The sequence below is a fragment of the Georgenia sp. Z2081 genome, assembly GCF_055326445.1.
The window spans coordinates 75,641-98,912 of the sequence record NZ_JBUZNK010000008.1 but is presented as its reverse complement, the minus strand read 5'-3'; the positions used below and the strand labels follow the sequence as shown (position 1 = coordinate 98,912).

At 73.4% G+C, this 23,272-nt stretch carries 18 protein-coding genes and 3 tRNA genes; 16 read left to right on the top strand and 5 right to left on the bottom strand.

Annotated features, from left to right (window positions below; translation table 11 throughout):
- The first annotated feature begins 190 nt into the window (after positions 1-190).
- Positions 191-4,195 carry a sialidase family protein gene (locus tag ACZLKG_RS11890; protein ID WP_463648841.1) on the top strand — a complete coding sequence of 1,335 codons (4,005 nt, stop codon included), beginning with the start codon at positions 191-193 and terminating at the stop codon, positions 4,193-4,195.
- A 407-nt stretch (positions 4,196-4,602) separates the two neighbouring features.
- Here ACZLKG_RS11890 and ACZLKG_RS11885 read toward each other — a convergent pair whose 3' ends face one another.
- Positions 4,603-5,514 carry a 3-methyladenine DNA glycosylase gene (locus ACZLKG_RS11885; RefSeq protein ID WP_463648840.1) on the bottom strand — a complete coding sequence of 304 codons (912 nt, stop codon included), beginning with the start codon at positions 5,512-5,514 and terminating at the stop codon, positions 4,603-4,605.
- A 75-nt stretch (positions 5,515-5,589) separates the two neighbouring features.
- Between ACZLKG_RS11885 and ACZLKG_RS11880 the strand changes: the two genes are divergently transcribed.
- From ACZLKG_RS11880 to ACZLKG_RS11860, 5 genes are all read left to right on the top strand, one after another.
- Positions 5,590-6,348, top strand: coding sequence for a fumarylacetoacetate hydrolase family protein (locus ACZLKG_RS11880; RefSeq protein ID WP_463648839.1), 759 nt, complete (start codon positions 5,590-5,592; stop codon positions 6,346-6,348).
- Between the two features lie 167 nt (positions 6,349-6,515).
- A complete protein-coding gene (gene gltX / locus ACZLKG_RS11875) occupies positions 6,516-8,036 on the top strand; it encodes a glutamate--tRNA ligase (protein WP_425708433.1) in 1,521 nt (506 codons plus the stop codon).
- A 284-nt stretch (positions 8,037-8,320) separates the two neighbouring features.
- Positions 8,321-8,395 (top strand) — tRNA-Gln (locus tag ACZLKG_RS11870).
- Positions 8,396-8,437: 42 nt separating this feature from the next.
- A tRNA-Glu gene (locus ACZLKG_RS11865) sits at positions 8,438-8,510 on the top strand.
- 119 nt (positions 8,511-8,629) lie between these two features.
- Positions 8,630-8,702, top strand: a tRNA-Glu gene (locus tag ACZLKG_RS11860).
- 149 nt (positions 8,703-8,851) lie between these two features.
- On the opposite strand, the gene ACZLKG_RS11855 is transcribed toward ACZLKG_RS11860, so the two are convergent.
- Positions 8,852-9,583 carry an IclR family transcriptional regulator gene (locus ACZLKG_RS11855; protein WP_425708432.1) on the bottom strand — a complete coding sequence of 244 codons (732 nt, stop codon included), beginning with the start codon at positions 9,581-9,583 and terminating at the stop codon, positions 8,852-8,854.
- Between the two features lie 81 nt (positions 9,584-9,664).
- Between ACZLKG_RS11855 and leuC the strand changes: the two genes are divergently transcribed.
- The 8 genes from leuC to ACZLKG_RS11815 all read left to right on the top strand — a co-directional run bounded on the left by leuC (position 9,665) and on the right by ACZLKG_RS11815 (position 18,671).
- Entirely contained in the window at positions 9,665-11,104 is a 1,440-nt protein-coding gene (gene leuC / locus ACZLKG_RS11850; RefSeq protein WP_463648838.1) for a 3-isopropylmalate dehydratase large subunit, read from the top strand.
- 13 nt (positions 11,105-11,117) lie between these two features.
- Positions 11,118-11,774, top strand: coding sequence for a 3-isopropylmalate dehydratase small subunit (leuD, locus tag ACZLKG_RS11845; protein ID WP_425708430.1), 657 nt, complete (start codon positions 11,118-11,120; stop codon positions 11,772-11,774).
- A 281-nt stretch (positions 11,775-12,055) separates the two neighbouring features.
- Positions 12,056-13,393 carry a UDP-N-acetylglucosamine 1-carboxyvinyltransferase gene (gene murA, locus ACZLKG_RS11840; protein WP_425708429.1) on the top strand — a complete coding sequence of 446 codons (1,338 nt, stop codon included), beginning with the start codon at positions 12,056-12,058 and terminating at the stop codon, positions 13,391-13,393.
- A gap of 312 nt (positions 13,394-13,705) precedes the next feature.
- A complete protein-coding gene (locus ACZLKG_RS11835) occupies positions 13,706-14,695 on the top strand; it encodes an ABC transporter ATP-binding protein (RefSeq protein WP_463648836.1) in 990 nt (329 codons plus the stop codon).
- A 47-nt stretch (positions 14,696-14,742) separates the two neighbouring features.
- Positions 14,743-15,642 (top strand): ABC transporter permease, encoded by a 900-nt coding sequence (locus ACZLKG_RS11830; RefSeq protein WP_463648835.1) that lies wholly within the window; start codon positions 14,743-14,745, stop codon positions 15,640-15,642.
- Between the two features lie 145 nt (positions 15,643-15,787).
- Positions 15,788-17,248, top strand: a complete 1,461-nt coding sequence (locus tag ACZLKG_RS11825) for a sensor histidine kinase (RefSeq protein ID WP_463648834.1) — start codon at positions 15,788-15,790, stop codon at positions 17,246-17,248.
- Positions 17,245-17,850, top strand: coding sequence for a response regulator transcription factor (locus ACZLKG_RS11820; protein WP_463648833.1), 606 nt, complete (start codon positions 17,245-17,247; stop codon positions 17,848-17,850). Before ACZLKG_RS11825 ends, ACZLKG_RS11820 begins: the two co-directional genes overlap by 4 nt.
- Before the next feature lie 23 nt (positions 17,851-17,873).
- On the top strand, positions 17,874-18,671 hold the full coding sequence (locus tag ACZLKG_RS11815) for a lysophospholipid acyltransferase family protein (RefSeq protein WP_425708424.1): 798 nt from the start codon (positions 17,874-17,876) through the stop codon (positions 18,669-18,671).
- A gap of 108 nt (positions 18,672-18,779) precedes the next feature.
- Here the strand turns inward: ACZLKG_RS11815 and ACZLKG_RS11810 are convergent, their stop codons facing one another.
- Complete coding sequence (locus ACZLKG_RS11810; RefSeq protein ID WP_463648832.1) at positions 18,780-19,550, bottom strand: AMIN-like domain-containing (lipo)protein; 771 nt, start codon at positions 19,548-19,550, stop codon at positions 18,780-18,782.
- A gap of 137 nt (positions 19,551-19,687) precedes the next feature.
- Here ACZLKG_RS11810 and ACZLKG_RS11805 point away from each other — a divergent pair, with 137 nt between their 5' ends.
- Entirely contained in the window at positions 19,688-20,866 is a 1,179-nt protein-coding gene (locus ACZLKG_RS11805) for a D-alanine--D-alanine ligase family protein (protein WP_425708422.1), read from the top strand.
- A 27-nt stretch (positions 20,867-20,893) separates the two neighbouring features.
- Here the strand turns inward: ACZLKG_RS11805 and ACZLKG_RS11800 are convergent, their stop codons facing one another.
- Entirely contained in the window at positions 20,894-21,505 is a 612-nt protein-coding gene (locus ACZLKG_RS11800; RefSeq protein ID WP_463648831.1) for a DUF3515 family protein, read from the bottom strand.
- A 38-nt stretch (positions 21,506-21,543) separates the two neighbouring features.
- Here ACZLKG_RS11800 and ACZLKG_RS11795 point away from each other — a divergent pair, with 38 nt between their 5' ends.
- Entirely contained in the window at positions 21,544-22,626 is a 1,083-nt protein-coding gene (locus ACZLKG_RS11795) for a thiamine-phosphate kinase (RefSeq protein ID WP_463648830.1), read from the top strand.
- A 92-nt stretch (positions 22,627-22,718) separates the two neighbouring features.
- On the opposite strand, the gene rpmB is transcribed toward ACZLKG_RS11795, so the two are convergent.
- Positions 22,719-22,916 carry a 50S ribosomal protein L28 gene (gene rpmB, locus ACZLKG_RS11790; protein WP_425708419.1) on the bottom strand — a complete coding sequence of 66 codons (198 nt, stop codon included), beginning with the start codon at positions 22,914-22,916 and terminating at the stop codon, positions 22,719-22,721.
- Positions 22,917-23,272 lie beyond the last annotated feature (356 nt).

Sequence of the window (23,272 nt, the reverse complement as noted above, 5' to 3'; positions counted from 1 at the left end):
TCGCGGCCGCCGTGGCCGCCTGTGCCCTGACGCTGGTGTCGGGCGCGGCCCTACCGAGCTCGCCCGCCGCGGCAGCTCCGGCCGACGGCACCGTGCGCACCTTCGACGACGAACCGCTCGGCGAGCCACCCGCGGACTGCCGCATCATCGGCGACGTCACCGTCGCCGAGGCGGCCTTTGGAACCGGGCGATGCGCGTGGTCGACCAGGACAACTCTGTCTACACGCGCGCCTGGTGCAACTACCCCCAGACCGAGGAACGCTCGGTCTCCTACCGCTTCTCGCCCGCCGAGTTCAACGCCGGCCCGTACGTGGCCATCCAGGGTGCCGAGGGCACCAGCGCGAACGGCGTCTGGCGGTTCACGTTCAACCGCGACGGCGACGACATCCGCGTCGCCGCCTACGACGGGTCGAGCTTCGCCGACGTCGCCACGATCCCGGGAGGTGCCACCCTCAACGAGTGGGTCGACGTCACCATCAACGCGACCACCGAGCGCGCCGAGCTCGTCCTCAACGGCGTCCGGTTCGAGACCGACCGGCGCAACGCGGAGTCGCCCACGATGGGGGAGATCTTCTTCGGGTCCGCTGGACAGAGTCCCGTCGGCGTCGACTATTACATCGACGACCTCGCCGTCTCCGGCGAGCTGCCCGAGGACGCCTTCGCCGGCCTCACCATCGAGTCCACCTTCGACGACACCGGCCTCGCCGTCGGCACGGAGGTCACCGACGAGCCCGTCGCCCGGTTCGTGCTCCCCGAGGGCGCGGACGTCGCGGACTACACGGCGGTCGCCGAGTGGCAGGGCGAGACCATCCCGGCCGTGCTCAGCGGGCCCGACGAGGACGGGTGGGTGACGGTGTCGATCTCGCACACCTTCGCCCAGGCCGGCGTCAACACGCTGCGCACGGTCGTCACCGACACCGCCGGCAACGAGTCCGACAGCACCCAGGAGGTCACGGTCGCCGGCGAGTTCGACACGCTCACCTTCGAGAACGACGACGTCGGGTCCGTGCCGGCCGAGTGCTCCACGCTCGACGGCTACGACCCGGCGCTCGTCAGCGACGAGGCCGCGTCCGAGGGCGAGCGCTCGCTCCGTGTGCAGGACACGAGCTCCGAGGCGGCGGTGGGCATCTCGTGCCCGGTCGCCCCCCAACAGGGCGCCTACCTCTCCTTCGACGTCAACCCCACGGCACTCGAGGGATTCACGTTCGACATCGTCGGCGACTCGCTGCTCCCGACCGGCCACCCGGCCAACTCGCTCTTCCGCCTACGAGTGATCGACGACGGCAGCATCGAGTGGTACGAGCAGTGGACCCGGACCTGGCGCGAGCTGGCTCCGGCCGGCAGCGTCCCGCTCGGCGAGTGGTCGCAGATCGAGGTCGCGGTGCCGAGTGACAACGCCGCCGCGCGGGTGAGCGTCGGAGGCGAGTACGTCGGCTCCGCGGGGTCGACCATCGGCAACAACTCGGGTGTGACCAACGAGGTCACGGCCATCACCGGGCTCGCCTTCACCACGGGCTCGACCGGCGTCGGGGCTGCGGTCGACGATCTCTTCATCGACGACGTCACGTTCGGCACGGCCGAGGAGACCCCGGCCGAGGCGGTCGGCACCGCGCCGTTCACCATCGGCGACACCGTGACGATCGACGACGACGGCGAGGATCTCGGCTTCCCCCTCGGCGGGATCCTCGTCCCGACCGACGACGGCGGACGTCGCATCATCTTCCCGTACTCGGCCAGCCCGGACCGCATCGACGCCTCCGGCTTCCTCTTCGGGATGTCGGACGACGACGGCGCGAGCTGGACCCCCGCCGTGGACCTCAACCCCATGCCGGACGCCTCGGGCATCACCGTGTCGAGGCTCCGCAACGGCGACATCATCGCGGTCGACTTCAACACGTTCATGGTGGAGGGCAGCGACAACCGCCAGGCCACCGTGGAGACCGCGGTCTCCTCCGACGGCGGCACGACCTGGGAGTACCGCGACGGTGTGCTCGACACGCCCGAGCCGATGCGGCCGATCGGCGCCACCTCACCGCGGCCGGGGACGACGCTGGGCGGCTTCGTGCTGCTCCACACCCTGCTCGAGGACCCCGACGGGACGCTGTACATCTCGGCCTACGGGTACTACGAGGGCGACGAGAACTACCGCCAGCTCCTGCTCGTCTCCGAGGACGGCGGCATCAACTGGGACGTCGCGGGCACGGCCGCCGAGCCGGACCCGGAGCTCGCCGACGTCACCGCCTACGACGGACCGAGCGAGGGCGCGGTCGAGCGGCTCGCCGACGGTTCGCTGTACATGGTCATGCGCACCGGCTGGCACCTGCCGATGCTCCACTCGCGCTCGACGGACGACGGCGCGACCTGGAGCGAGCCGGAGCCGATCGACGTCGGCCCGGCCGGGCAGGACCTCGAGAGCGTCCAGCCCACGATGGAGATGCTCCCCTCAGGCCAGCTGCTCCTCATGGTGGGGCGGCCCGGGCTCGTGCTCACGATGTCCGAGAGCGGGCGCGGGGACGACTGGAGCGTCCCGGTCGGCGTCGACTACAACAACTCCGAGAACGGCGCCTTCACGGTGCTCGACTCGATGAACGTCGTCGTCGCCGGTGACCGCGGGCGTGTGGCGCCGTGGGAGGTCTGGTCGAGGAACGTCTCGATCGCTCCGCCGTGCGAGCAGACGATCACCGGCGCCCACGACGGATCGGTCACCGCCGGCGCGGGCGGGCTCTGCCTCGACGACGCGAACGTCTCGGGCGACATCACCGTCTCCGACGGGGGCCGGCTCATCGTGCAGGACTCCGAGGTCACCGGTTCGATCACCAGCGACGGCGCCTCCGTCGTCGCGATCTGCGGATCGATCGTCAACGGGCCGGTGAGCATCGCCGGCACCACGGGATCCGTCTCGGTGGGCGACACGACCGCCGGGTGTGAGCAGTCGACGATCGGGGGCACGCTCAGCGTCACCGGCACGGCGGGCCCTGTCGTCATCGACCGCTCGGAGGTCGCCGACGACGTGACGATCGCGGACAACAGCGCCCGGATGGCGACCATCCTCGCCGGTCTCACCGTCGACGGCTCGCTGGCATGCACGGGCAACGCGGTCGTGCCGACGGACTCGGGCGTGCCGATCGCAGGGGACGGTCCTCGCTACGGCCAGTGCGGCGACGACGAGGAGCCCGGGCCGGTGGCGGGCTCGATCACGGCGTCCGTGGAGGACGCGGACGGCGAGCCGGTCGCGGGTGGCGCGATCACGGTCGCGGGTCCCGAGGACGAGGTCACGGTGGCCGACGGCGACGAGGCGGACCTGGCCGAGGACGGCGGAGTCGTCACGGTGGCTGTCGAGGGCGCCGGGGACTACGAGGTCACGCTGACCGGTGTGCCGGAGGGCTACGAGCACGAGGCGGTGGCCCTGACCGCGACCGTCTCAGAGGAGACGCCGGACGTCACGCTCGAGCCGTTCGTCGTCACGCTGATCGACGACGAGGAGCCGGGTGAGCCTGGTGAGCCGGTGCCGCCGTCGCCGGGTCGTGGATTCTACCTGAACGACGGGTGGGGGATCTGGGCGGATCACGAGTTCTCCTTCGGTCGCCCGGGCGACGAGGTCCTGGTCGGTGACTGGGACGGCGACGGCAGCGACACGCTCGCAGTCCGCCGTGGGAATGCCTTCTTCCTGTCGAACAACCTGTACGGGGGTGCGGCGGAGGTCGAGCTGACGTTCGGCCGTGCATCCGACACGGTGCTGGTCGGTGACTGGGACGGCGACGGCGCGGACTCCTTCGCCGTGCGTCGCGGGAACAGCTACTTCCTGACCAACTCCCTCGAGGGTGGGAACGCGGAGGCCGAGCTGGACTACGGCCGCGCGGACGACCAGGTGCTGGTGGGTGACTACGACGCCGATGGCGCGGACTCGTTCGCGGTGCGCCGTGGCAACACCTACTACGTGTCCAACAGCCTGAGCTCGGGTTGGGCGGACGCCCAGTTCGACTACGGGCGGGCCGGTGACCAGGTGCTCGTGGGGGACTGGGACGGTGATGGGGCGGATACGTTCGCCTCGCGTCGCGGGAACCTGTACCTGGTGTCGAACTCCCTGACCGGTGGGTGGGCCGACATCGAGGTCCGCTACGGCCGGGCCGGCGACGAGGTCTTCGTCGGTGACTGGAACGGCGACGGCTCCGACACCCTGGGAGTCCGCCGCTGACCAGCAGGCTGATGCTGATAGTTCGCGAGTGAGCGGACTTCCGCTCCACCGGTGAGCGCCGCCCGGATCTCGGTCCGGGCGGCGCTCATCTGTCGGGCGGGCCCCGCACCCTGATGGGGTGCGGGGCCCGCCCGTCGTCGTCGTCAAGCTCGGCGCCGGCTCGGACTGGTCGGTGAGTCAATGGGGTAACCATCGAGGCAGCGCCCCCGGGGGACTGCCTCGATGGTTACCCGATTGACTGGGCAACGGCAACGGCAACGGCAACGGCAACGGCGACGGCGACGGCGCGACGGCGCGACACCGCGACCCGCTCCGCAACGGGCAGAACCCCGCTCACTCGCCACACGGACCGCAACGGGCAGAAGTCCGCTCACTCGCCACACGGACCGGAGCGAGCAGAAGTCCGCTCACTCGTCCGGGCCGACGGAGCCGAGCAGCGTCGTCGTGACGTCGAGGAGCCGGGCGCGCAGGGGAGCGGCCCGCTCGGCCATGTCTCGTTGGCGGCGGGCGTACTCGGCCCGCCCGGACGGTTCCTCGATGCGCACCGCCTCCAGGCCGTAGGAGGAGACGTCGTACGGGGCCGCGGCCATGTCGAGACGGCGCACGTCCAGCGCGAGGTCCGCGCAGTCCAGCAGGAGCTCCCCGGGCACCGCCGGCCCGAGCGTGAGGCCCCATCTGAGCAGGTCCATCGTCACGTGCAGGCAGCCGGGCTGGTCGAGCTCCAGCTGCCGCTCGCGGGTCGGGCTGATCGTGTTGAGCGGTTCGGCGTCGGGGGTGAAGAACCGGTACGCGTCGAAGTGGCTGCAGCAGATCGTCGCCGACTCGACGGCGGCGTCCGTGCCGGCCTGCCCGAGCCGGAGCGGCAGCGGGTGGCGGTGCTTCTCCTGCCGGTAGACCATCGCCCACTCGTGCCAGCCGAAGCAGCCGAGCGTGGGCGGGCGTCCGGCCGTGCGCTCGAGCAGGGCGTGGACCCAGCGCACGCCGTCGCCGCGGTCGGCGAGGAAGGACCCGGTGTCCAGCACCACGCCACCCCGCTGCGTCGCCCGGTGCCAGCGCCAGGCCGCCCGCTCGCTGAGGTCGGGAGCGTGCTGCGCGGCGTCGTCGGGGAGGAGCTCGACGCCCACGCCCGGGTGCCACCGGCGCGCCTTTCCCGGCTTGAACGGGTAGTACTCGTAGAGGAAGTCCTCCACCGCGTGCTTCTCGTGGCGGGAGCGCCGCGCGCGGTGCCCGGCGGTGAAGGCGTCCGCGCGGGCGGCGTGGTCTGCCGCGCGCGCCCGCCAGGTCGTCGCCGTCAGCTGCACGGCACCCAGCGTAGGCATGGGAACCCGGGTCCTCGACGACGGCGAACCGCACGCTCGACGACCGAGCCGCGGCGGGGCTCATAGGATCGCCTCATGCGCATCGCCCGCTTCGTCACCGACGGCAACCCCCGATACGGGATCCTCGACGAGGACTCCGCCGAGCTCGTGGTCCTCAGGTCCGACCCGTTGTTCGCCGGGTTCGACACCACCGGGGAGCGGGTGGCGCTCGACGACGTCCGACTCCTCTCGCCGGTCATCCCGCGCTCGAAGGTCGCCGGGCTCGCCCGCAGCTACCGGGTCGACGGCGGACCGGACCCCGATCCGGTGGTGTTCCTCAAGCCGAACACCTCGGTCATCGGCCCGGACGACCCGGTCGTGCTCCCGCGCTGGAGCCAGGAGGTCTGGTACGAGGCCGAGCTCGCCGTGGTCATCGGGCGGATGGGCAAGGACGTCCCCGTCGAGCGCGTGGACGAGATCGTGTTCGGCTACACGGCGGCGAACGACTACACCGCCAAGGACCAGCTCGCCCCCGGGGACCCGTGGGCGCACGCCAAGGGCTGGGACACGTCCACGCCGATCGGCCCGTACCTCGCCGTCGACCTCGACCCGGACGACCTCGCGGTCCGCGCCTCCGTCGACGGCGTGCGCACGCAGGACGGTCGGACCTCCCAGCTGGTCACCGGCGTGCGCGAGATCGTCGCCCAGGTCTCCGAGATCTTCACCCTGCTGCCCGGCGACCTCGTGCTCACCGGCACGCCCGCGGGCAACGGGACGGTCGAGGCCGGGCAGCGGGTCGAGGTCGAGGTCGAGGGCATCGGGTCGTTCGTCAACCCGATCCTGCGCCGGGACTGAACAGGACGGAGCGGACTGAACAGGACTGAGCGGGACTGAGGAGGAGGGCTGCCGGCGGGGCCCGCCGGCCGACGCCGTCGCGTCGGCCGGGACCGGTCGCCTCCCGGACGGGGCCGGTCGCCTCCCGGCCGGGGCCGGCCGGGCGCCCGACTACCCTGGGACGCACCATGACTGAGTCCTCCTCCGGCGCCGCCCGGTCCGACGTCCGCGTCCGCTTCTGCCCCTCGCCGACCGGCACGCCCCACGTCGGGCTCGTGCGCACGGCCCTGTTCAACTGGGCGTGGGCCCGGCACACGGGCGGAACGTTCGTGTTCCGCATCGAGGACACCGACGCCGCGCGCGACAGCCAGGAGAGCTACGAGCAGCTGCTCGACACGATGCGGTGGCTCGGCATGGACTGGGACGAGGGCGTCGAGGTGGGCGGTCCGCACGGCCCCTACCGGCAGTCGGAGCGGTCGGAGATCTACGCCGACGTCGTCGCGCGCCTCACCGAGGCCGGGTACCTCTACGAGTCCTTCTCCACGCCGGAGGAGGTCGAGGCACGGCACCGCGCCGCGGGCCGCGACCCCAAGCTCGGCTACGACAACTTCGACCGCGACCTCACCGACGAGCAGCGGACCGCGCTGCGGGCGGAGGGGCGCGAGCCCACCCTGCGCATGCGCATGCCGGACACCGACGGCACCTTCACCGACCTCGTGCGCGGCGAGATCACCTTCACCGCCGGGTCCGTCCCGGACTTCGTGGTCGTCCGCGCCAACGGGCAGCCCCTGTACACGCTGGTCAACCCCGTCGACGACGCGCTCATGGGCATCACGCACGTGCTGCGCGGCGAGGACCTGCTCTCCTCGACGCCCCGCCAGCTCGCCCTGCACGCCGCGCTCGTCGAGCTCGGCATCTCCGAGCGGGTGCCGGAGTTCGGGCACCTGCCGTACGTCATGGGCGAGGGCAACAAGAAGCTGTCCAAGCGCGACCCGGAGTCGAACCTCTTCCTCCACCGCGAGCGCGGGATGATCCCCGAGGGCCTGCTCAACTACCTGGCCCTGCTCGGATGGTCCATCGCCCCGGACAACGACCTGTTCACGCGCGAGGAGATGGTCGAGGCCTTCGACATCCGCGACGTCCTGGCGAACCCCGCGCGCTTCGACAACGACAAGGCCACCGCGATCAACGCCGAGCACGTGCGACGGCTCGACGTCTCGGACCTGGCGCGTCGCCTCGTGCCGTTCCTGCACGCCGGCGGGTTCGTCGGGGCCGAGTCCTACGACGGCCTGGGGGAGCGCGAGCGCGAGGTCCTCGACGCCGCGGCACCCCTGCTCCAGACCCGCATGCAGGTCCTCGGCGAGGTCACCGACCTGGCCGGCTTCCTGTTCGTCGCACTCGAGGACCTCACCTACGACGAGAAGGCGGTCGGCAAGCTCGCCGACACCGCCCCCGACGTGCTCGCCGCCGGTCGCGCGGCCCTCGCCGCGCTCCCGACCGACGGTTTCACGACGCCGGAGATCGAGGCCGCTCTGCGGGCCGCGGTCGTCGAGGGGCTGGGGATCAAGCCCCGGCACGCGTTCGGGCCGCTGCGCGTGGCCGTGACCGGCAGGGCGATCTCCCCGCCCCTGTTCGAGTCGATGGAGATTCTCGGCCGGGACGAGACCCTCGCCCGGATCGACCAGCTCGCGGCGCGGCTGGGGGAGTAGCGGGGTCGGGCGCCCGGCGGCGGGCGCGGGCTCGGGCGCGCGAATCGTCCCGGCCACGCGCGGGGGCCGGTGGCTCCTCGGCGGCGACGGCGGAGAACCACAGGTGGCCCTGCCGCTCCGCGGGGGACCGGCGTCACGGCGGGCCCGTGAGGTCCCTCACCGCGGGCCCGATCCGGTTGGCCCGCCCGGTTCGAGAGGGTAAAGTTCAACGCCGGTACGAGGTCGTGGATGCGCGCTCGGGGAAGCCCCCGCAGCACGCGTCGGAGGACGACCGACTACCCCCTTGGGGTATGGTGTAATTGGCAACACGACTGGTTCTGGTCCAGTTATTCTAGGTTCGAGTCCTGGTACCCCAGCCATCCGGCGCCTCGGCGTCGGGGACACCGCTCACGCGGTGGTAGGCCCCCATCGTTTAGCGGCCTAGGACACCGCCCTCTCACGGCGGCGGCGCGGGTTCGAATCCCGCTGGGGGTACGCGGTGACTGACCTCACCGCCCCGTGGTTCGCTCAGCGAGTGACGACGGGGGTGCCGGTCCGGTAAAGTCTCCCGGGCGCCGCGGCGCACAGCACGACCTGACAACAGCACAACGCAGGCCCCCATCGTTTAGCGGCCTAGGACACCGCCCTCTCACGGCGGCGGCGCGGGTTCGAATCCCGCTGGGGGTACAGATCGACGGCCCCGGACCATCTGGTCCGGGGCCGTCGTCGTGCCCGGTCCCGGGCAGTCCTGCGGCCGCGCCTGCTCGGCAGGCCTGCGGCGGCGTCCGCACCGGGAGTCGCGGGCCCCCTGGGCCCGACGCCGGGCCCGACCCGACCTAGTCCTCGGAGTCCTCGTCCGTGCTGCGCACGACCTCGCTCAGCCGGTTCCCCGCGGCGATGAGCGCGGGCGCGAAGTGCCGGCCGGGCTGGCGTCCCATCCGCTCGATCGGGCCGGAGACGGACACCGCGGCGACGACGCGGCCCGACGGCCCGCGCACGGGCGCCGAGACGGAGGCGACCCCCGGCTCGCGCTCGCCGACGGACTGGGCCCAACCCCGGCGTCGGACCTGGGAGAGCATGGTCGCGGTGAAGGTGGCGCCGTGCAGCCCGCGGTGGAGCCGGTCCGGCTCCTCCCAGGCCAGCAGCGTCTGCGCGGCCGAGCCGGCGAGCATCGACAGCGTCGCGCCGACCGGGATCGAGTCCCGCAGGCCCACCGGGCGGTCGGCGGCGGCCACGCAGATGCGCTGCTCGCCCTGGCGGCGGAACAGCTGCGCGGACTCGCTGGTGTGGTCGCGCAGGGCGAGCAGCACCGGCCCGGCGGCGGCGAGGAGGCGGTCCTCGCCGGCGGCGGACGCGAGCTCCCCGAGGCGCGGGCCGAGGACGAACCGGCCCTGCATGTCCCGCGAGACGAGACGGTGGTGCTCGAGCGCGACGGCGAGGCGATGTGCCGTCGGTCGGGCGAGATGCGTGGCCGAGACGAGCTGGGCGAGGGTGGCCGGCCCCGACTCGAGTGCCGCAAGAACAGCCGCGGCCTTGTCAAGGACGCCGACTCCGCTAGAGTTGTCCATGGATCAAGACTACTATCTCAGACCCTGAGATGCACGCGCTTCCCCGTGAGACGCGGGACGGACCGGACGAAGGAGCTATCGATGAGCGGCACGCTCGCCGAGAAGGTATGGCAGGAGCACGTGGTGGCACGTGGTGACGACGGCGCCCCCGACCTTCTCTACATCGACCTCCACCTCGTGCACGAGGTGACCAGCCCGCAGGCGTTCGAGGGCCTGCGGCTCGCCGGTCGCCAGGTGCGCAGGCCGGACCTGACGATCGCCACCGAGGACCACAACACGCCCACGGTGAACATCGACCTGCCGATCGCCGACCGCACCTCGCGCAAGCAGATCGACACGCTGCGGGCGAACGCCGAGGAGTTCGGGGTCCGCATCCACTCGCTGGGGGATGCCGAGCAGGGGATCGTGCACGTCGTCGGCCCCCAGCTGGGCCTGACGATGCCCGGCATGACCGTGGTCTGCGGCGACTCGCACACCTCGACGCACGGTGCCTTCGGCGCCCTCGCGTTCGGCATCGGCACCTCCGAGGTCGAGCACGTCCTCGCCACCCAGACCCTGCCGCTGGCGCCGTTCAAGACGATGGCGATCAACGTCGAGGGCGAGCTGCGCCCCGGCACGACGTCGAAGGACATCATCCTGGCCGTCATCGCCAAGATCGGCACCGGTGGCGGGCAGGGGTACGTCCTGGAGTACCGCGGCGAGGCCATCCGCTCCCTGTCCATGGAGGCGCGGATGACCATCTGCAACATGTCGATCGAGGCCGGCGCCCGCGCGGGCATGATCGCCCCCGACGAGACGACCTTCGAGTACGTCAAGGGCCGCCCGCACGCCCCCCAGGGCGCGGACTGGGACGCGGCCGTCGAGCACTGGCGCACCCTGCGCACCGACGACGACGCCGTGTTCGACGCCGAGGTCACGCTGAACGCGGCCGACCTCGAGCCGTTCGTCACGTGGGGCACCAACCCGGGCCAGGGCCTGCCGATCTCCGGCCTGGTCCCGGACCCCACGGACATCGCCGACGAGAACTCGCGCAAGGCCGCCGAGCGCGCCCTGGAGTACATGGCGCTGACCCCCGGCACGCCGCTGCGGGACATCGCCGTCGACACGGTGTTCATCGGCTCGTGCACCAACGGGCGGATCGAGGACCTGCGGTCCGTCGTCGAGGTGATCAAGGGCCGGAAGAAGGCCGAGGACGTCCGCGTGCTCGTGGTCCCGGGCTCGGCCCGGGTGCGGCTGCAGGCCGAGGCGGAGGGCCTGGACGAGGTCTTCGCCGAGTTCGGCGCCGAGTGGCGCAACGCGGGCTGCTCGATGTGCCTGGGCATGAACCCCGACCAGCTGGCGCCGGGGGAGCGGGCGGCGTCGACGTCGAACCGCAACTTCGAGGGACGCCAGGGCAAGGGCGGCCGCACGCACCTGGTCTCGCCGCTCGTGGCCGCCGCCACGGCGATCCGCGGCACCCTGTCCACGCCGGCCGACCTGGAGCCGGTCGGCGCCCCCGAGCCCGTCGCGGCCGGGGTCTGAGGAGGAGCACGCCATGGAGAAGTTCACCACCCACACCGGCGTCGGCGTCCCGCTGCGGCGCAGCAACGTCGACACCGACCAGATCATCCCGGCCGTCTACCTCAAGCGCGTGACCCGCACGGGCTTCGAGGACGCCCTGTTCGCCGCCTGGCGCGGCGACCCGGACTTCGTCCTCAACCAGCCGGCCTACGCGGGCGCCTCGGTGCTCCTGGCCGGCCCGGACTTCGGCACCGGCTCCTCGCGCGAGCACGCCGTGTGGGCACTGAAGGACTACGGGTTCCGGGTCGTCCTGTCGACGAAGTTCGCCGACATCTTCCGCGGCAACTCCGGCAAGCAGGGGCTCGTCGCCGGTCAGCTGTCCGAGGAGGACGCCGAGCTGCTGTTCAAGGTCCTCGAGGGCGACCCCGGCACCGCCGTGACCGTGGACCTCGAGGCGCGGATCGTCACCGCCGGCGACGTCACGGTGCCGTTCCAGATCGACGACTACACGCGCTGGCGCCTGATGGAGGGGCTGGACGACATCGGCCTCACCCTCCAGAAGGAGGACAGCATCACCGCCTACGAGCAGACCCGCGCCGACTGGCGCCCGAAGACGCTCCCGGCGCGCACCCTCGGCCCGGGCGAGGTCACGCTGGCCCGCCCGGTGGGCGAGGAGGCCGCGCTCGGCTGAGTGCGGGGGCCGTGCAGAACGGCAGGTCGCGTGCGGCGCGGCACCGCGCGGGGCCGCGCACGGCACGGCACGCCGACCGAGCGCGATCCCCGGTCGTCGATGAACCCGGCGTGAGAGGTCTCTCCCGCTGACGCACCGGTGAGCACGCTCACCGCGCCCGGCGGCGCCCGGACGTATCCTGAACGCCGTCACGCACCGCCTGGTGCGCGGCCACGGCCCCGGGGAACCGACGGGGTGACCTGAGTCCGGGGTCCGCCGGGCGGCAAACGAGCGGAGGCTCGATGAGCGACGTGCTCACGAAGAACGACGTCCTGACGATCGAGGGCGGACGCCCGCTGACCGGGGAGATCACCGTCCGGGGCGCGAAGAACTTCGTCTCCAAGGCGATGGTGGCGGCCCTGCTGGGCGAGTCGCCGTCGGAGCTGCACAACGTCCCCGACATCCGGGACGTCGAGGTCGTCTCCGGCCTGCTGAGCATCCACGGCGTGGGCATCCAGCACGACCACGAGGCCGGCGTCCTGCACATGGACCCGAGCAACGTGGAGTCCGCCCACGTCGCCGACATCGACGCGCACGCCGGCTCCTCACGCATCCCGATCCTCTTCTGCGGCCCGCTCCTGCACCGCCTCGGGGAGGCGTTCATCCCCGACCTGGGCGGCTGCCGCATCGGCGACCGCCCGATCAACTACCACCTCGACATCCTGCGGGAGTTCGGGGCCGTGGTGGACAAGCAGCCCTCCGGCATCGCGCTCACCGCGCCGCGCGGGCTCCGCGGCTCGGTCATCGACCTGCCCTACCCGTCGGTCGGGGCCACGGAGCAGACGCTGCTCACGGCGGTGCGCGCCGAGGGGCGCACCGAGCTGCGCGGCGCCGCGACCGAGCCCGAGATCATGGACCTCATCGCCGTCCTGCAGAAGATGGGCGCGATCATCTCGGTCGACACCGACCGCACGATCCGCATCGAGGGCGTCGACCGGCTCGAGGGCTTTAGGCACCACGGCATCTCCGACCGCATCGAGGCCGCCTCCTGGGCATCCGCCGCGCTCGCGACCGGTGGCGACATCGTCGTCAAGGGCGCGACCCAGCCCGAGATGATGACGTTCCTCAACACCTTCCGGAAGGTCGGCGGGGCGTTCGACGTGCGCCAGGACGGCATCCGCTTCTGGCACCCCGGCGGAGCCCTCAACCCCATCGTCCTCGAGACGGCCGTGCACCCCGGCTTCATGACGGACTGGCAGCAGCCCCTCGTCGTCGCACTCACCCAGGCCGAGGGCCTGTCGATCGTCCACGAGACCGTCTACGAGAACCGCTTCGGCTTCACCGAGGCGCTGCGCGGGATGGGCGCCGAGATCCAGGTCTACCGCGACTGCCTCGGCGGCTCGCAGTGCCGGTTCGGCCAGCGCAACTTCTACCACTCCGCCGTGGTCTCGGGCCGCACGCCCCTGAAGGCGGCGGAGATCATCGTGCCGGACCTGCGCGGCGGCTTCTCCCACCTCATCGCGGCGCTCGCGGCCGAGGGATCCTCCCGGGTCCGCGGCATCGACCTCATCAACCGCGGCTACGAGCACTTCCTCGACAAGCTCACCGCGCTCGGTGCCGCCGCCCGCATGACCGACTGACGACGCGGCCGGGGAGCCCGCGCGCCCGGTACCCACCTCCGGCGAGGTCGTGCCTCACGTGGCGAGGTCGTGCTTCCGACGCACGACCTCGACGCTCCAGGCACGACCTCGGTGGTGGCCAGATCCCGCCCGACGCCGGTGCGCACCTTCGCGCACCGGCGTCGGTCGCGTCCGACGGCGAACCGCACGCCCGGCCGCGAACCGCACGTCCGACGGCGATGACAAACCTCATGCCCCGGCCGTGACGGCAGCAGGTGAACCGGTGCGCGTACGCACGTGAGGGGGCGCTGATCGGGCGGCATCGTTGATGCCATGACACCGACGACCTCCTCCACCGCACCCGACCGTCACTCCGCCGCACCCGCGACCGACGCCGTCATCGAGGCGGCCGGCCTGCGCCGTTCCTACGGCAGCCGTTCCGAGCGCTTCGAGGCGGTGCGCGGCATCGACCTCACCGTCCATCGCGGCGAGCTCTTCGCCCTGCTCGGCACCAACGGCGCCGGCAAGACCTCCACGCTCGAGGTCCTCGAGGGCCTCGGCCGGGCCAGCGCCGGCACCGTCCGCGTGCTCGACGGCGACCCCGTCGCGGACCGCGCGCGCATCCGGCCCCGCACGGGTGTCCTCCTCCAGGAGGGCGGGTTCGTCTCCGAGCTCACGGTGGCCGACACCGCGCGCTCCTGGCACGGCACGCTGCCGAGCTCCATCGGGCCGGAGGCTGCACTGTCGATGGTCGAGCTCGACCACCGCGCCGACGTGCGCGTCCCGTCCCTGTCCGGCGGCGAGCGCCGCCGGCTCGACCTCGCGCTCGCCCTCATGGGTGACCCGGAGCTGCTGTTCCTCGACGAGCCCACCGCCGGCCTCGACCCGCAGTCTCGCGCGGTCCTGTGGGACATCGTGCGCGCCCGGCTGGCGAGCGGGACGACCGTGGTCCTCACCACCCACTACCTCGAGGAGGCCGAGTCGCTCGCCGACCGGATCGCCATCATGCACGGCGGCGAGATCGTGCGCGAGGGCACGCTCGCCCAGATCGTCGCCGACGAGCCGGAGCGGATCTCCTTCACCACGGCGGGGACCGAGGACCTGCCGGTGGCGGGCCTGCCGCACCTGCTGGCCCGGCCGAGCACCGCGGCCGGACGCACCGTCCTCGAGACGCACGACCTCCAGGCCACGCTCACCGCGCTGCTGACCGCGGCGGCGCAGGCCGGGGTCCGGATCGACAACCTCGACGCCCGGCACGCGTCGCTCGAGCAGGTCTTCCTCGCGATCGCCGGCTCCGAGCTCGACCAGGCGGCCGCCGCGTGAGCGGGCGGCCCACCACCGACCGTCACCACATCCCTGAGGAGCACCCCATGACCACGCAGCAGACCACCACGACCGCCCCCGACGTGGCAGGCCGGCCCCCGGCGGCCGGCTCGACCCAGCGGCGCGAGCTGCCGCCCGCCACCCCGCGGCGCAGCGGGCCGCTCGGCCGGATCGCCTCCCTCGCGGCTGCCGAGCTCAAGGTCCTCGGCCGCAACTCCGTGGCCGCGTTCTACGCCGTCCTCATGGCGCCGGCGATGGTCCTGCTGATGACGACGCTCCCGATCTGGGAGGACATCGCCGGGACCGCGGGCCCCGCGATGTCCGTGCGCGTGCTGGGGATGCTCGTCGTGTTCGGCATCGTCATGGCGATCTACTACAACCTCACGACGGCGGCGGTCGCCCGGCGCGAGTCCCTCGCCCTCAAGCGGCAGGTCTCCGGCACGGCACGCCCCTGGGAGGTCCTGACCGCGCTCGCCGTCCCGAACGTCGCGGTCTTCCTCGCACAGGTCGTCGTCGTCCTCGGCGTGGTGATCTGGCGGATGGAGATGCCGGCGATGACGAACCCGCTGATCGCCGTGGTCGGGATCCTGCTCGGCGCTGTCGTCTTCGCCCTGCTGTCCTACGTCACGACGATCGTCACCCGCACCGCCGAGTCGGCTCAGCTGACGACGATGCCGATGATGCTGGTCGGTCTCGTGATCTCCGGTGCCCTCGTCCCGATGTCCGTGCTGCCCGACCGGGCCCAGACCGTCGTCGAGCTCCTCCCGGTGCTGCCGGTCACCGAGCTCGTGTCGATCGGGTTCGGCGGTACGACCCTCGCCGGCCAGGACCTGTCCCTCGCGCAGACCTTCGCCGAGGCCGGGCGGCCCGTCGCGGTACTCGCCGTGTGGGCCGTGGTGCTCGCGGCGGTCGTCTCGCGGAGGATGCCGTTCGAGCCGCGCCGCTGACCCGGCGCCGCCGGCACCGCGCCGCTGACCCGGTGCGGCCGGCGTCACGCAGCAGCCGGCACCACGCCGGCCCCCGGGCCGGGCCCGCCGCCGACGGTGGCGGGCCCGGCCTGGAAGACTGACCGCCTCGGGAGAAAGGACGACGATGAGGGTGCTGGATCGCTGGCGGAGCTCGACCGACGCCGCCCGGTTCGAGGCGTACACGTGGTGGTCGATCGCGGTCCTGCTGTGGATCGTCCCGTTCTTCGCCCTGGGGGTCGCGGGCGCGTCCACCGCGGACCTCGCCGCCGCAGACTCCGACGCACGCCTCCCGCTCACCCGGACCTGGACCGTTGTCGTCGTCGTGGGGGCGGCCGCCCTGCAGACCTGGTCGGCCATCCGCACAGCGCGGGAGTCCTGGTCCGTCCGTCTCGGACGCGGCACGCAGAGGCCGTCCACGCTCGTCCTCCTGCTCGCCTCGACCGTCCTCCTGGTCGCCGTCTCCGCGCTCGTCGTGCCGAGCTCGGACTCGTGGGTCAGCAGCGCGGAGTTCCTCGCCCTGGTGGCGATCACCGCGGGGGTGGCCGCGTACGGCGCGCGCTGGACCTTCCGGAAGCTCGTGATCGCCGTGGTCCCGGCCGCGATCGTCAGCGCCCTCACCAACCTGCTCATGAGAGAGATGGGCGTGCGGGACCTGCTCGTCATGGCGGTCGCCAACGGCCTCGTGATCCTCGGGTTCGGCGCCTCGGTCTGGCTGTCGGCCTGGATGGTCGAGGTCGTCCGCAGGCTCGAGCAGGCCCGACACGTCGAGGGGCGCCTCGCGGTCGCCGAGGAGCGCCTGCGGTTCTCCCGCGACCTGCACGACACGGTGGGCCGGTCCCTGTCCGCCATCGCCGTGAAGTCCGAGCTCGCCGCCGAGCTCGCCCGGCGGGGGAGGAGCGAGGCGCCCGAGGAGATGACGAGCGTGCGGGACCTCGCCCACGAGGCGCTCGCCGAGGTCCGGTCCGTCGCCGCCGGCTACCGCACGGTGAGCCTGACCGACGAGCTCGAGGGGGCCCGCTCGCTGCTGCGCTCCACCGGCGCGGTGACGACGATGACCGGCGACGCCGACGGCGTGGGTCCCCTCGCGCAGGACGTGCTCGCCTGGGTGGTCCGCGAGGGCGTGACCAACGTCGTCCGGCACTCCTCGGCCCGCGCGGTCGGGCTCACCCTTGTCCGTGAGGAGGACGACGCGGTCCTCACGCTCGTCAACGACGGCGCCACCCCGGCGCCGGGCGCGCAGGACGCCGGGCACGAGAACGGCGAGGCCTCCGACGACGACGATGCCGCCGTCGTTCGCGGCAACGGCCTCGCGGGCCTGGCCGAGCGCCTCGGGCGGATCGGCGGCACCCTGCGCACCGAGCGCTCGGGGCGCCGGTTCGTCCTCGTCGCGCGCGTGCCGGCCGATGCCACCGGAGGTGGTTCCTCGACCGCCGGGAGCGCGCCGTCGCCCACCGAGGCAACCGTGCCTGCGGAGACGACGGGCGGCCCCGCCGAGGCGGCCGCGCGTGCAGCGTCGTCGTCCGTGGGGACGGCGTCGTCCCCCGGTACCCCGTCGTCCCCGAACGCCGCGGAGGTGGCGCGATGATCCGGCTCCTGCTCGCCGACGACGAGACCCTCATCCGGGACGCCCTGGCCTCGCTGCTGCGCCTCGAGGACGACCTCGAGGTGGTCGCCGTCGCCGCCTCGGGCACGGAGGCACTCGACGCCGCCCGCAAGCACGAGCCCGACGTCGCCGTCCTCGACCTGCAGATGCCCGGCCTCGACGGCATCGAGGCATCCGAACAGATCCAGGCGGCCGTGCCCGGCTGCCGGTCGATCATCGTCACCAGCCACGGACGGCCCGGCTACCTCAAGCGCGCGCTGTCCGCCGGCGTCGCCGGGTTCCTGCCGAAGACCGTGTCCTCGACCGTGCTCAGCCAGGTCGTGCGGCAGGTCCACGGCGGGGGCCGCTACGTCGACCCCCAGCTGGCCGCCGAGGCCATCGGCGCGGGCGACTCACCGCTCACGCCCCGGGAGGCCGACGTCCTCGAGCTCGCCGAACAGGGGGCGCCCGTCGAGGAGATCGCCGAACGGGCGCACCTCTCGGCCGGCACGGTGCGCAACTACCTGTCCTCGGCGACCAGCAAGCTCGGTGCGGCCAACCGGCACGAGGCGGCGCACCGCGCCCGCGAGCACGGCTGGATCTGATCCGCGCCGCGTAGCATCGGCCGGTGCCCCGACCCGTCCCGCCCGCGCTCGGCGCGATCGCGGCGCTCCTCCTGCCGCCGCTGCGCACGCTGGTCGGCCGCCGCTGGTCCGGCACCCGGAACCTCCCGCGATCCGGCGGTTTCGTCGTCGCCGCCAACCACGTCTCCAACCTCGACCCGGTGCTGGTGGGCGACCTCCTCCTCACGCACGGTGCGCCGCCCGCGATCCTCGCCAAGTCCGAGCTGTTCGCCCGACCGGTGCTCGCGGCGATCCTGCGGGCCGCGGGCCAGGTGGAGGTGCGCCGTGACTCGGCCGACGCCGCGCGGGCCCTCGACGACGCACGGGCCGCGCTGAGGTCCGGCCGGTGCGTCCTGGTGTTCCCCGAGGGGTCCTTCACGCGGGACCCCGACCTGTGGCCGATGACCGGACGCACCGGGGCTGCCCGACTGGCGCTGGAGGCCGGCGTCCCCCTCGTGCCGGTCGTCACCTGGGGCGGCCAGCGTGTGCTGCCCCCGTTCACCTCGCGCTTCCGGCCCTGGCCCCGGGTGACGGCCGAGGTCGTCGTCGGGCGGCCGATGACCCGCGAGGACCTCCTGCCCGACGCTCCTGCGGCTCCGGAGGCGGCACCGGGTGCGGGGCCCACACCGGGGGCGACGCCGGGTGCGGACCTGACCGCGGACGAGCTCGCCGGGGCGACGGCACGGATCATGGACCGGCTCGCCGCGATGCTCGGGGTCGTGCGCGGCGAGACGCCGCCACTCCGCCTGTGGGACACCCGCGTCGACGGCGACCCCCACCCCCGGCGGCGGCGCGGACGCTGAGGCGACCGCTCGTTCCCGCCCTCGACGTCCCGGCGGAGCGGGGTCGACGCCCCGACATGCCGACCGGCCGGACCCGTCCTCGGGTCCGGCCGGTGGGGTTCGGGGTGGTCAGCCGGCGATCTCGATGTCGATGACCAGTCGCAGCGGGTCCGGCAGGACGAACACGCGGTACGGGCGGGCCGAGTCCACGCCGAGCACCACCTGGATCTGCCCCTCGAAGGGGGAGGACACGTACGCCTCGGTCACACCGGTGCCGGTGACCGGGACCACGCCGTCGACGAACTCCTCACCCTCCTCCGGGTACCGGAAGCCGGTGACCGACACGTGGAGGAACGCGTTGCCCTCGATGTCGATCGGCGCGCCGGAGCCGTCCTGGACCGGGTCGCCCGTGTAGTCCGCGTACCAGCCGGGGTTGCCGCCCTCGCCCTCGAGGTCCACGACCACACGGTCGTAGTACGGGTGGATGGCGGATCGGACGTCCACCGCCAGCAGCGGGCCGCCGGCCAGGTCGCCGGCGCCCTCGTCGGAGCTGCCGGGGGAGATCCACTGCGCGTCGGTGCCGCCGGGCTCCTGCTCGTCGCTCGCGCCCTCGTCCGGCGCCTGGGCACCGTCCTCGGACCCCGCCTCACCGTTCCCGGTGCTCGTCTCGGGTGGTTCGTCGCCACCGGTGGCCGCCTCGTCGTCGTTGGTCGAGGACTCCTCGTCCGCCCCACCGGGGGCATCCTCGGTGGTGTCGGTGCCGGCCGTGGGCGCCTGCTGGGAGGGGGTGTCGACGTTCGCGCTGTCGTCCGTGCCCTGGTCGTCCTCGGACGAGCAGGCGACGAGTGTGGCGAGGAGGGCGGCGGTGGCGGCAGCGGCTGCCGCGCGACGTGCGCGCACGTGTTCTCCTTCGTTCTCGGGAGGGGGGCGGTCGGGGGCCCGCCGGGTCGGCATCGATCCTGCCCCACGTCAGGCGCTCGTCCGTCACGGCGTGGTCACAGGACAGACGCGATCGGGCGGCCGTTAGGCTTCGGGCGATGACTATCGAGAGCCGGGCCACAGACCGCAGGATCCGCGTCGCGCTGGTGTTCGGCGGGCGCAGCGGCGAGCACGAGATCAGCTGCGCGACGGCCGCCGGTGTGATGCGTGCGCTCGACCCGGATCGTTACGAGATCGTGCCCGTCGGTATCACCCGCGAGGGCCGCTGGGTGCTGGGACCGGCGGACCCGGCGGCGCTCGAGCTCGCCGCGCACGGGGCCGTGACCGAGGGCGCGGACGTCCTGCTCCGGCTCGACGGCGGTCGTGAGCTCGTCGTCGCCGACCAGCCGGACGCGGTCGCCGCCGCGCAGGGTGGCGTGCCGGGTGGTGACGACGCCCCCGTGGCGGTGGACGGCCTGCGCGCGCTCGGTGGCGTCGACGTCGTCCTGCCTCTCCTGCACGGTCCGTTCGGCGAGGACGGGACCCTCCAGGGGCTGCTCGAGATGGCGGACCTGCCCTACGTCGGCTCCGGGGTCCTCGCCTCGGCGGCAGGGATGGACAAGGACGCGATGAAGGCCATGCTGGCTGCGAGCGGACTCCCGGTCGGCCCGTACGTGTCGGTGCCTGCGCGTCGGTGGGAGACCGAGCAGGAGGCGGTCCGCGCGGAGATCGCGGACCTCGGGCTCCCGCTCTTCGTCAAGCCGGCCCGCGCCGGCTCCTCGATCGGCATCAGCAAGGTCGAGAACCTCGCGGACCTCGACGCCGCGATGGCCGAGGCCCGGCGGCACGACCCGAAGGTCGTCGTCGAGGCCGGCGTCCCGGGGCGCGAGATCGAGTGCGGCGTCCTCGGCGGGCACGGCACCGACGCGCCCCGGCCCTCCCTGCTCGGCGAGATCGTCCTGTCCGAGGCGCCCGCGGGCTTCTACGACTACGACGCGAAGTACGTCGACACCGACGGCCTGGAGATGTCGGTCCCCGCCGACCTGCCGGGCACCGTGGCCGACCGCGTCCGTGAGCTCGCGGTCCGGGCCTTCGAGGCGCTCGGCTGCGAGGGGCTCGCCCGCGTGGACTTCTTCGTCGACGGCGAGACGATCGTCGTCAACGAGATCAACACGATGCCGGGCTTCACGCCGTTCTCCATGTTCCCGGTCGTGTGGGAGGCCACGGGCCTGCCCTACGCGGAGCTCCTCGACGAGCTCATCGCTCTCGCGCTCGAGCGGCCCGTCGGTCTGCGCTGACGCGTGCGCGCGGCGCGCGCGGGCGGGTCACCGGCCGTCGTCGGTGACCGTCTCGTCGATGCCCGCGTCGTCGGTGGCCGTGTCGCCGGTGCCCGTCTCGCCGGACCGGGCACCCGCGGAGCCCGCCTCGGCGGACTCGACCTCGGCCGCGCCCACGCAGCTCGCCACGTGCTCCGTGGCCTCGACCGCGCCGTCGAGGTCGACGAGGACCGCGGAGGCCTGGTCGGACAGCTCCGCCGGAACCACCACCTCGATCGCGGGCCGGCGACCGTAGGACACCCAGGTCGACTCCACGCCCTCCGGCGCACCGTCCTCGAGGACCGCCCCGGCGTCGGTGTGGATCCAGTCGTGCACCCGGTCGTCCGGCAGTTCGATCGACAGGCACTCGGCCGTGGTCGGCGGCGGTGGTTCTACCCCGCAGCGCAGCGTGATCGCGGGTTCCCCCCACGCCGTGGAGGCCTGGGAGTCGGTGGACCGGCGCTCGCCGTCGGCCAGCACGTCGGGGGTGGCCTGGAGGACGTCGCCGCAGTCCGGTGCGGCGGCCGACGGCGCCGGCTCCAGGGAGACGGGCGTGCCGCACGCGCCGAGGAGAAGTGCGGTCGCGGTGGCCGTCAGGACGAGCGGGCGACGGCGAGGCATGCCCGAAGGGTACGTCCCGCCCTGGGTAGCGTGGCCGGGTGACCACCGATCCCGCGAGCCCCGGGCCACACGTCGACACCGACGCCACCAGCGCCGACGACCCGGGCGGGCACGCCACCACCGTGCGCGACGTCGGGGAGGACGGGGTGCTCGCCGTCCTGCTCCCCGAGCTCCCGGTCGGGGACGGCACGCTCGTCGGCCCGGGCGACGACTGCGCCGTCGTCGCCTCCAGCGACCCCCGGCTCGTGGTCAGCGCCGACATGCTCCTCGAGGGCCACCACTTCCGCACCGACTGGGGCACGGGCATCGACGTCGGGCGGCGGGCCGCCGCGCAGAACCTCGCCGACGTCGCGGCCATGGGCGCCGACCCGCTCGCCCTCGTGGTTTCGCTGGGGCTGCCGGGGGACACGCCGCTGGCCCGGGTGCGCGACCTCGCGCGCGGGCTGGCCCTGGCCTGCGGACCGATCGGCGTCGGCGTCGTCGGTGGGGACCTCACCGCCTCCGAGCGGCTCGTGATCTCGGTGGCGGTGCACGGCGACCTGCGCGGCGGCGAGCCCGTGCTGCGCAGCGGCGCCCGACCCGGCGACGTCCTCGCGCACGCCGGCGTCCTCGGCCGGGCCGCCGCCGGCTACGCGCTGCTGTCCGCCGGTCGGACCGGTGGCGACGGTACCGACGCGCTCGTGGCGGCCTTCCTCAGCCCCGATCCGCCGATCGCCCTCGGTCCCGTGGCCCGGGAGGCCGGCGCCACGGCCATGATCGACGTCTCCGACGGCCTGCTGCGGGACGCCGGCCGGATCGCCCGGGCCTCCGGCGTCGTCGTCGACGTCAACTCCCGTGCGGCCGGCGAGGCGGACCTCGACGCGCTCGGCCCCGTGGCGGCCGAGCTGGGTACCGACCCCATGGAGTGGGTGCTGCGCGGCGGCGAGGACCACGGGCTGCTCGCCACCTTCCCGGCCGGCGCGCCCCTGCCCGAGGGCTTTCGGGCCATCGGGCGGGTGCGCGCGCTCGACGACGTGAGCGGGATCGAGGCGCCGACGCCGACCGTGGACGGCCTCGGCGCGTCCGTGCTCCTCGACTCCGGGCCCGTGGGCGGGATCGGCGGCTGGGACCACTTCGTGTAGCCGCGGGTCCCGCGCGCCGGGGGAACGACGAAGGACCCCGCCCGACGGGCGAGGTCCTTCGCGGCGGGGCCGGCTGCGCGCCGGCGCGGGGGTCAGCTCTTGACGTAGCGCGTGACCTTGTCGGCCTTGAGGCACGACGTGCACACGTTCATGCGCTTGGGCGCACCGTCGATGTTGGCGCGGATGCGCTGGATGTTCGGGTTCCAGCGGCGCGACGTGCGCACGTGCGAGTGCGACACGGTCTTGCCGAAGCTGGGGTGCTTGCCACAGATGTCGCAGGTCGCAGCCACGGTGGATCTCCTGAGCTCGTACGGGACGGCCGCGACGGGAGCCGCGGGCCGATGGTCGGCACGCCCATACGACGGCCGAGGGCCGGACGGGCAACCGGGACAGCGTACCCGAGTGGCTACCGCGGCCCCAAGGGGCGGCGGCGCCCGGTCGCGTGCGTTGAGACACAGACCTCGCCACGTCGCCGGACCCGGACACGCAGGTCCCGGGGCAGGCAGGCGCTGTGGAGGAGCAGGTCCGGGCGGAGGTGGGGACACGCAGGTCGCGGCGTCGGTGGCCGGACGTAGCCTGGCCCCGTGACCAGTGCTGCGGACGAGCGGGGCGGCCCGGACCCGGCCGGCCTCGAGGCCCCCGTCGG

Bases quoted from the DNA above. Each gene is read 5' to 3' on its own strand.
- ACZLKG_RS11890 (WP_463648841.1), top strand. From the start codon at position 191: ATGCGCGTGGTCGACCAGGACAACTCTGTCTACACGCGCGCCTGGTGC.
- ACZLKG_RS11885 (WP_463648840.1), bottom strand. From the start codon at position 5,514: ATGCCTACGCTGGGTGCCGTGCAGCTGACGGCGACGACCTGGCGGGCG.
- ACZLKG_RS11880 (WP_463648839.1), top strand. From the start codon at position 5,590: ATGCGCATCGCCCGCTTCGTCACCGACGGCAACCCCCGATACGGGATC.
- gltX (WP_425708433.1), top strand. From the start codon at position 6,516: ATGACTGAGTCCTCCTCCGGCGCCGCCCGGTCCGACGTCCGCGTCCGC.
- ACZLKG_RS11855 (WP_425708432.1), bottom strand. From the start codon at position 9,583: ATGGACAACTCTAGCGGAGTCGGCGTCCTTGACAAGGCCGCGGCTGTT.
- leuC (WP_463648838.1), top strand. From the start codon at position 9,665: ATGAGCGGCACGCTCGCCGAGAAGGTATGGCAGGAGCACGTGGTGGCA.
- leuD (WP_425708430.1), top strand. From the start codon at position 11,118: ATGGAGAAGTTCACCACCCACACCGGCGTCGGCGTCCCGCTGCGGCGC.
- murA (WP_425708429.1), top strand. From the start codon at position 12,056: ATGAGCGACGTGCTCACGAAGAACGACGTCCTGACGATCGAGGGCGGA.
- ACZLKG_RS11835 (WP_463648836.1), top strand. From the start codon at position 13,706: ATGACACCGACGACCTCCTCCACCGCACCCGACCGTCACTCCGCCGCA.
- ACZLKG_RS11830 (WP_463648835.1), top strand. From the start codon at position 14,743: ATGACCACGCAGCAGACCACCACGACCGCCCCCGACGTGGCAGGCCGG.
- ACZLKG_RS11825 (WP_463648834.1), top strand. From the start codon at position 15,788: ATGAGGGTGCTGGATCGCTGGCGGAGCTCGACCGACGCCGCCCGGTTC.
- ACZLKG_RS11820 (WP_463648833.1), top strand. From the start codon at position 17,245: ATGATCCGGCTCCTGCTCGCCGACGACGAGACCCTCATCCGGGACGCC.
- ACZLKG_RS11805 (WP_425708422.1), top strand. From the start codon at position 19,688: ATGACTATCGAGAGCCGGGCCACAGACCGCAGGATCCGCGTCGCGCTG.
- ACZLKG_RS11800 (WP_463648831.1), bottom strand. From the start codon at position 21,505: ATGCCTCGCCGTCGCCCGCTCGTCCTGACGGCCACCGCGACCGCACTT.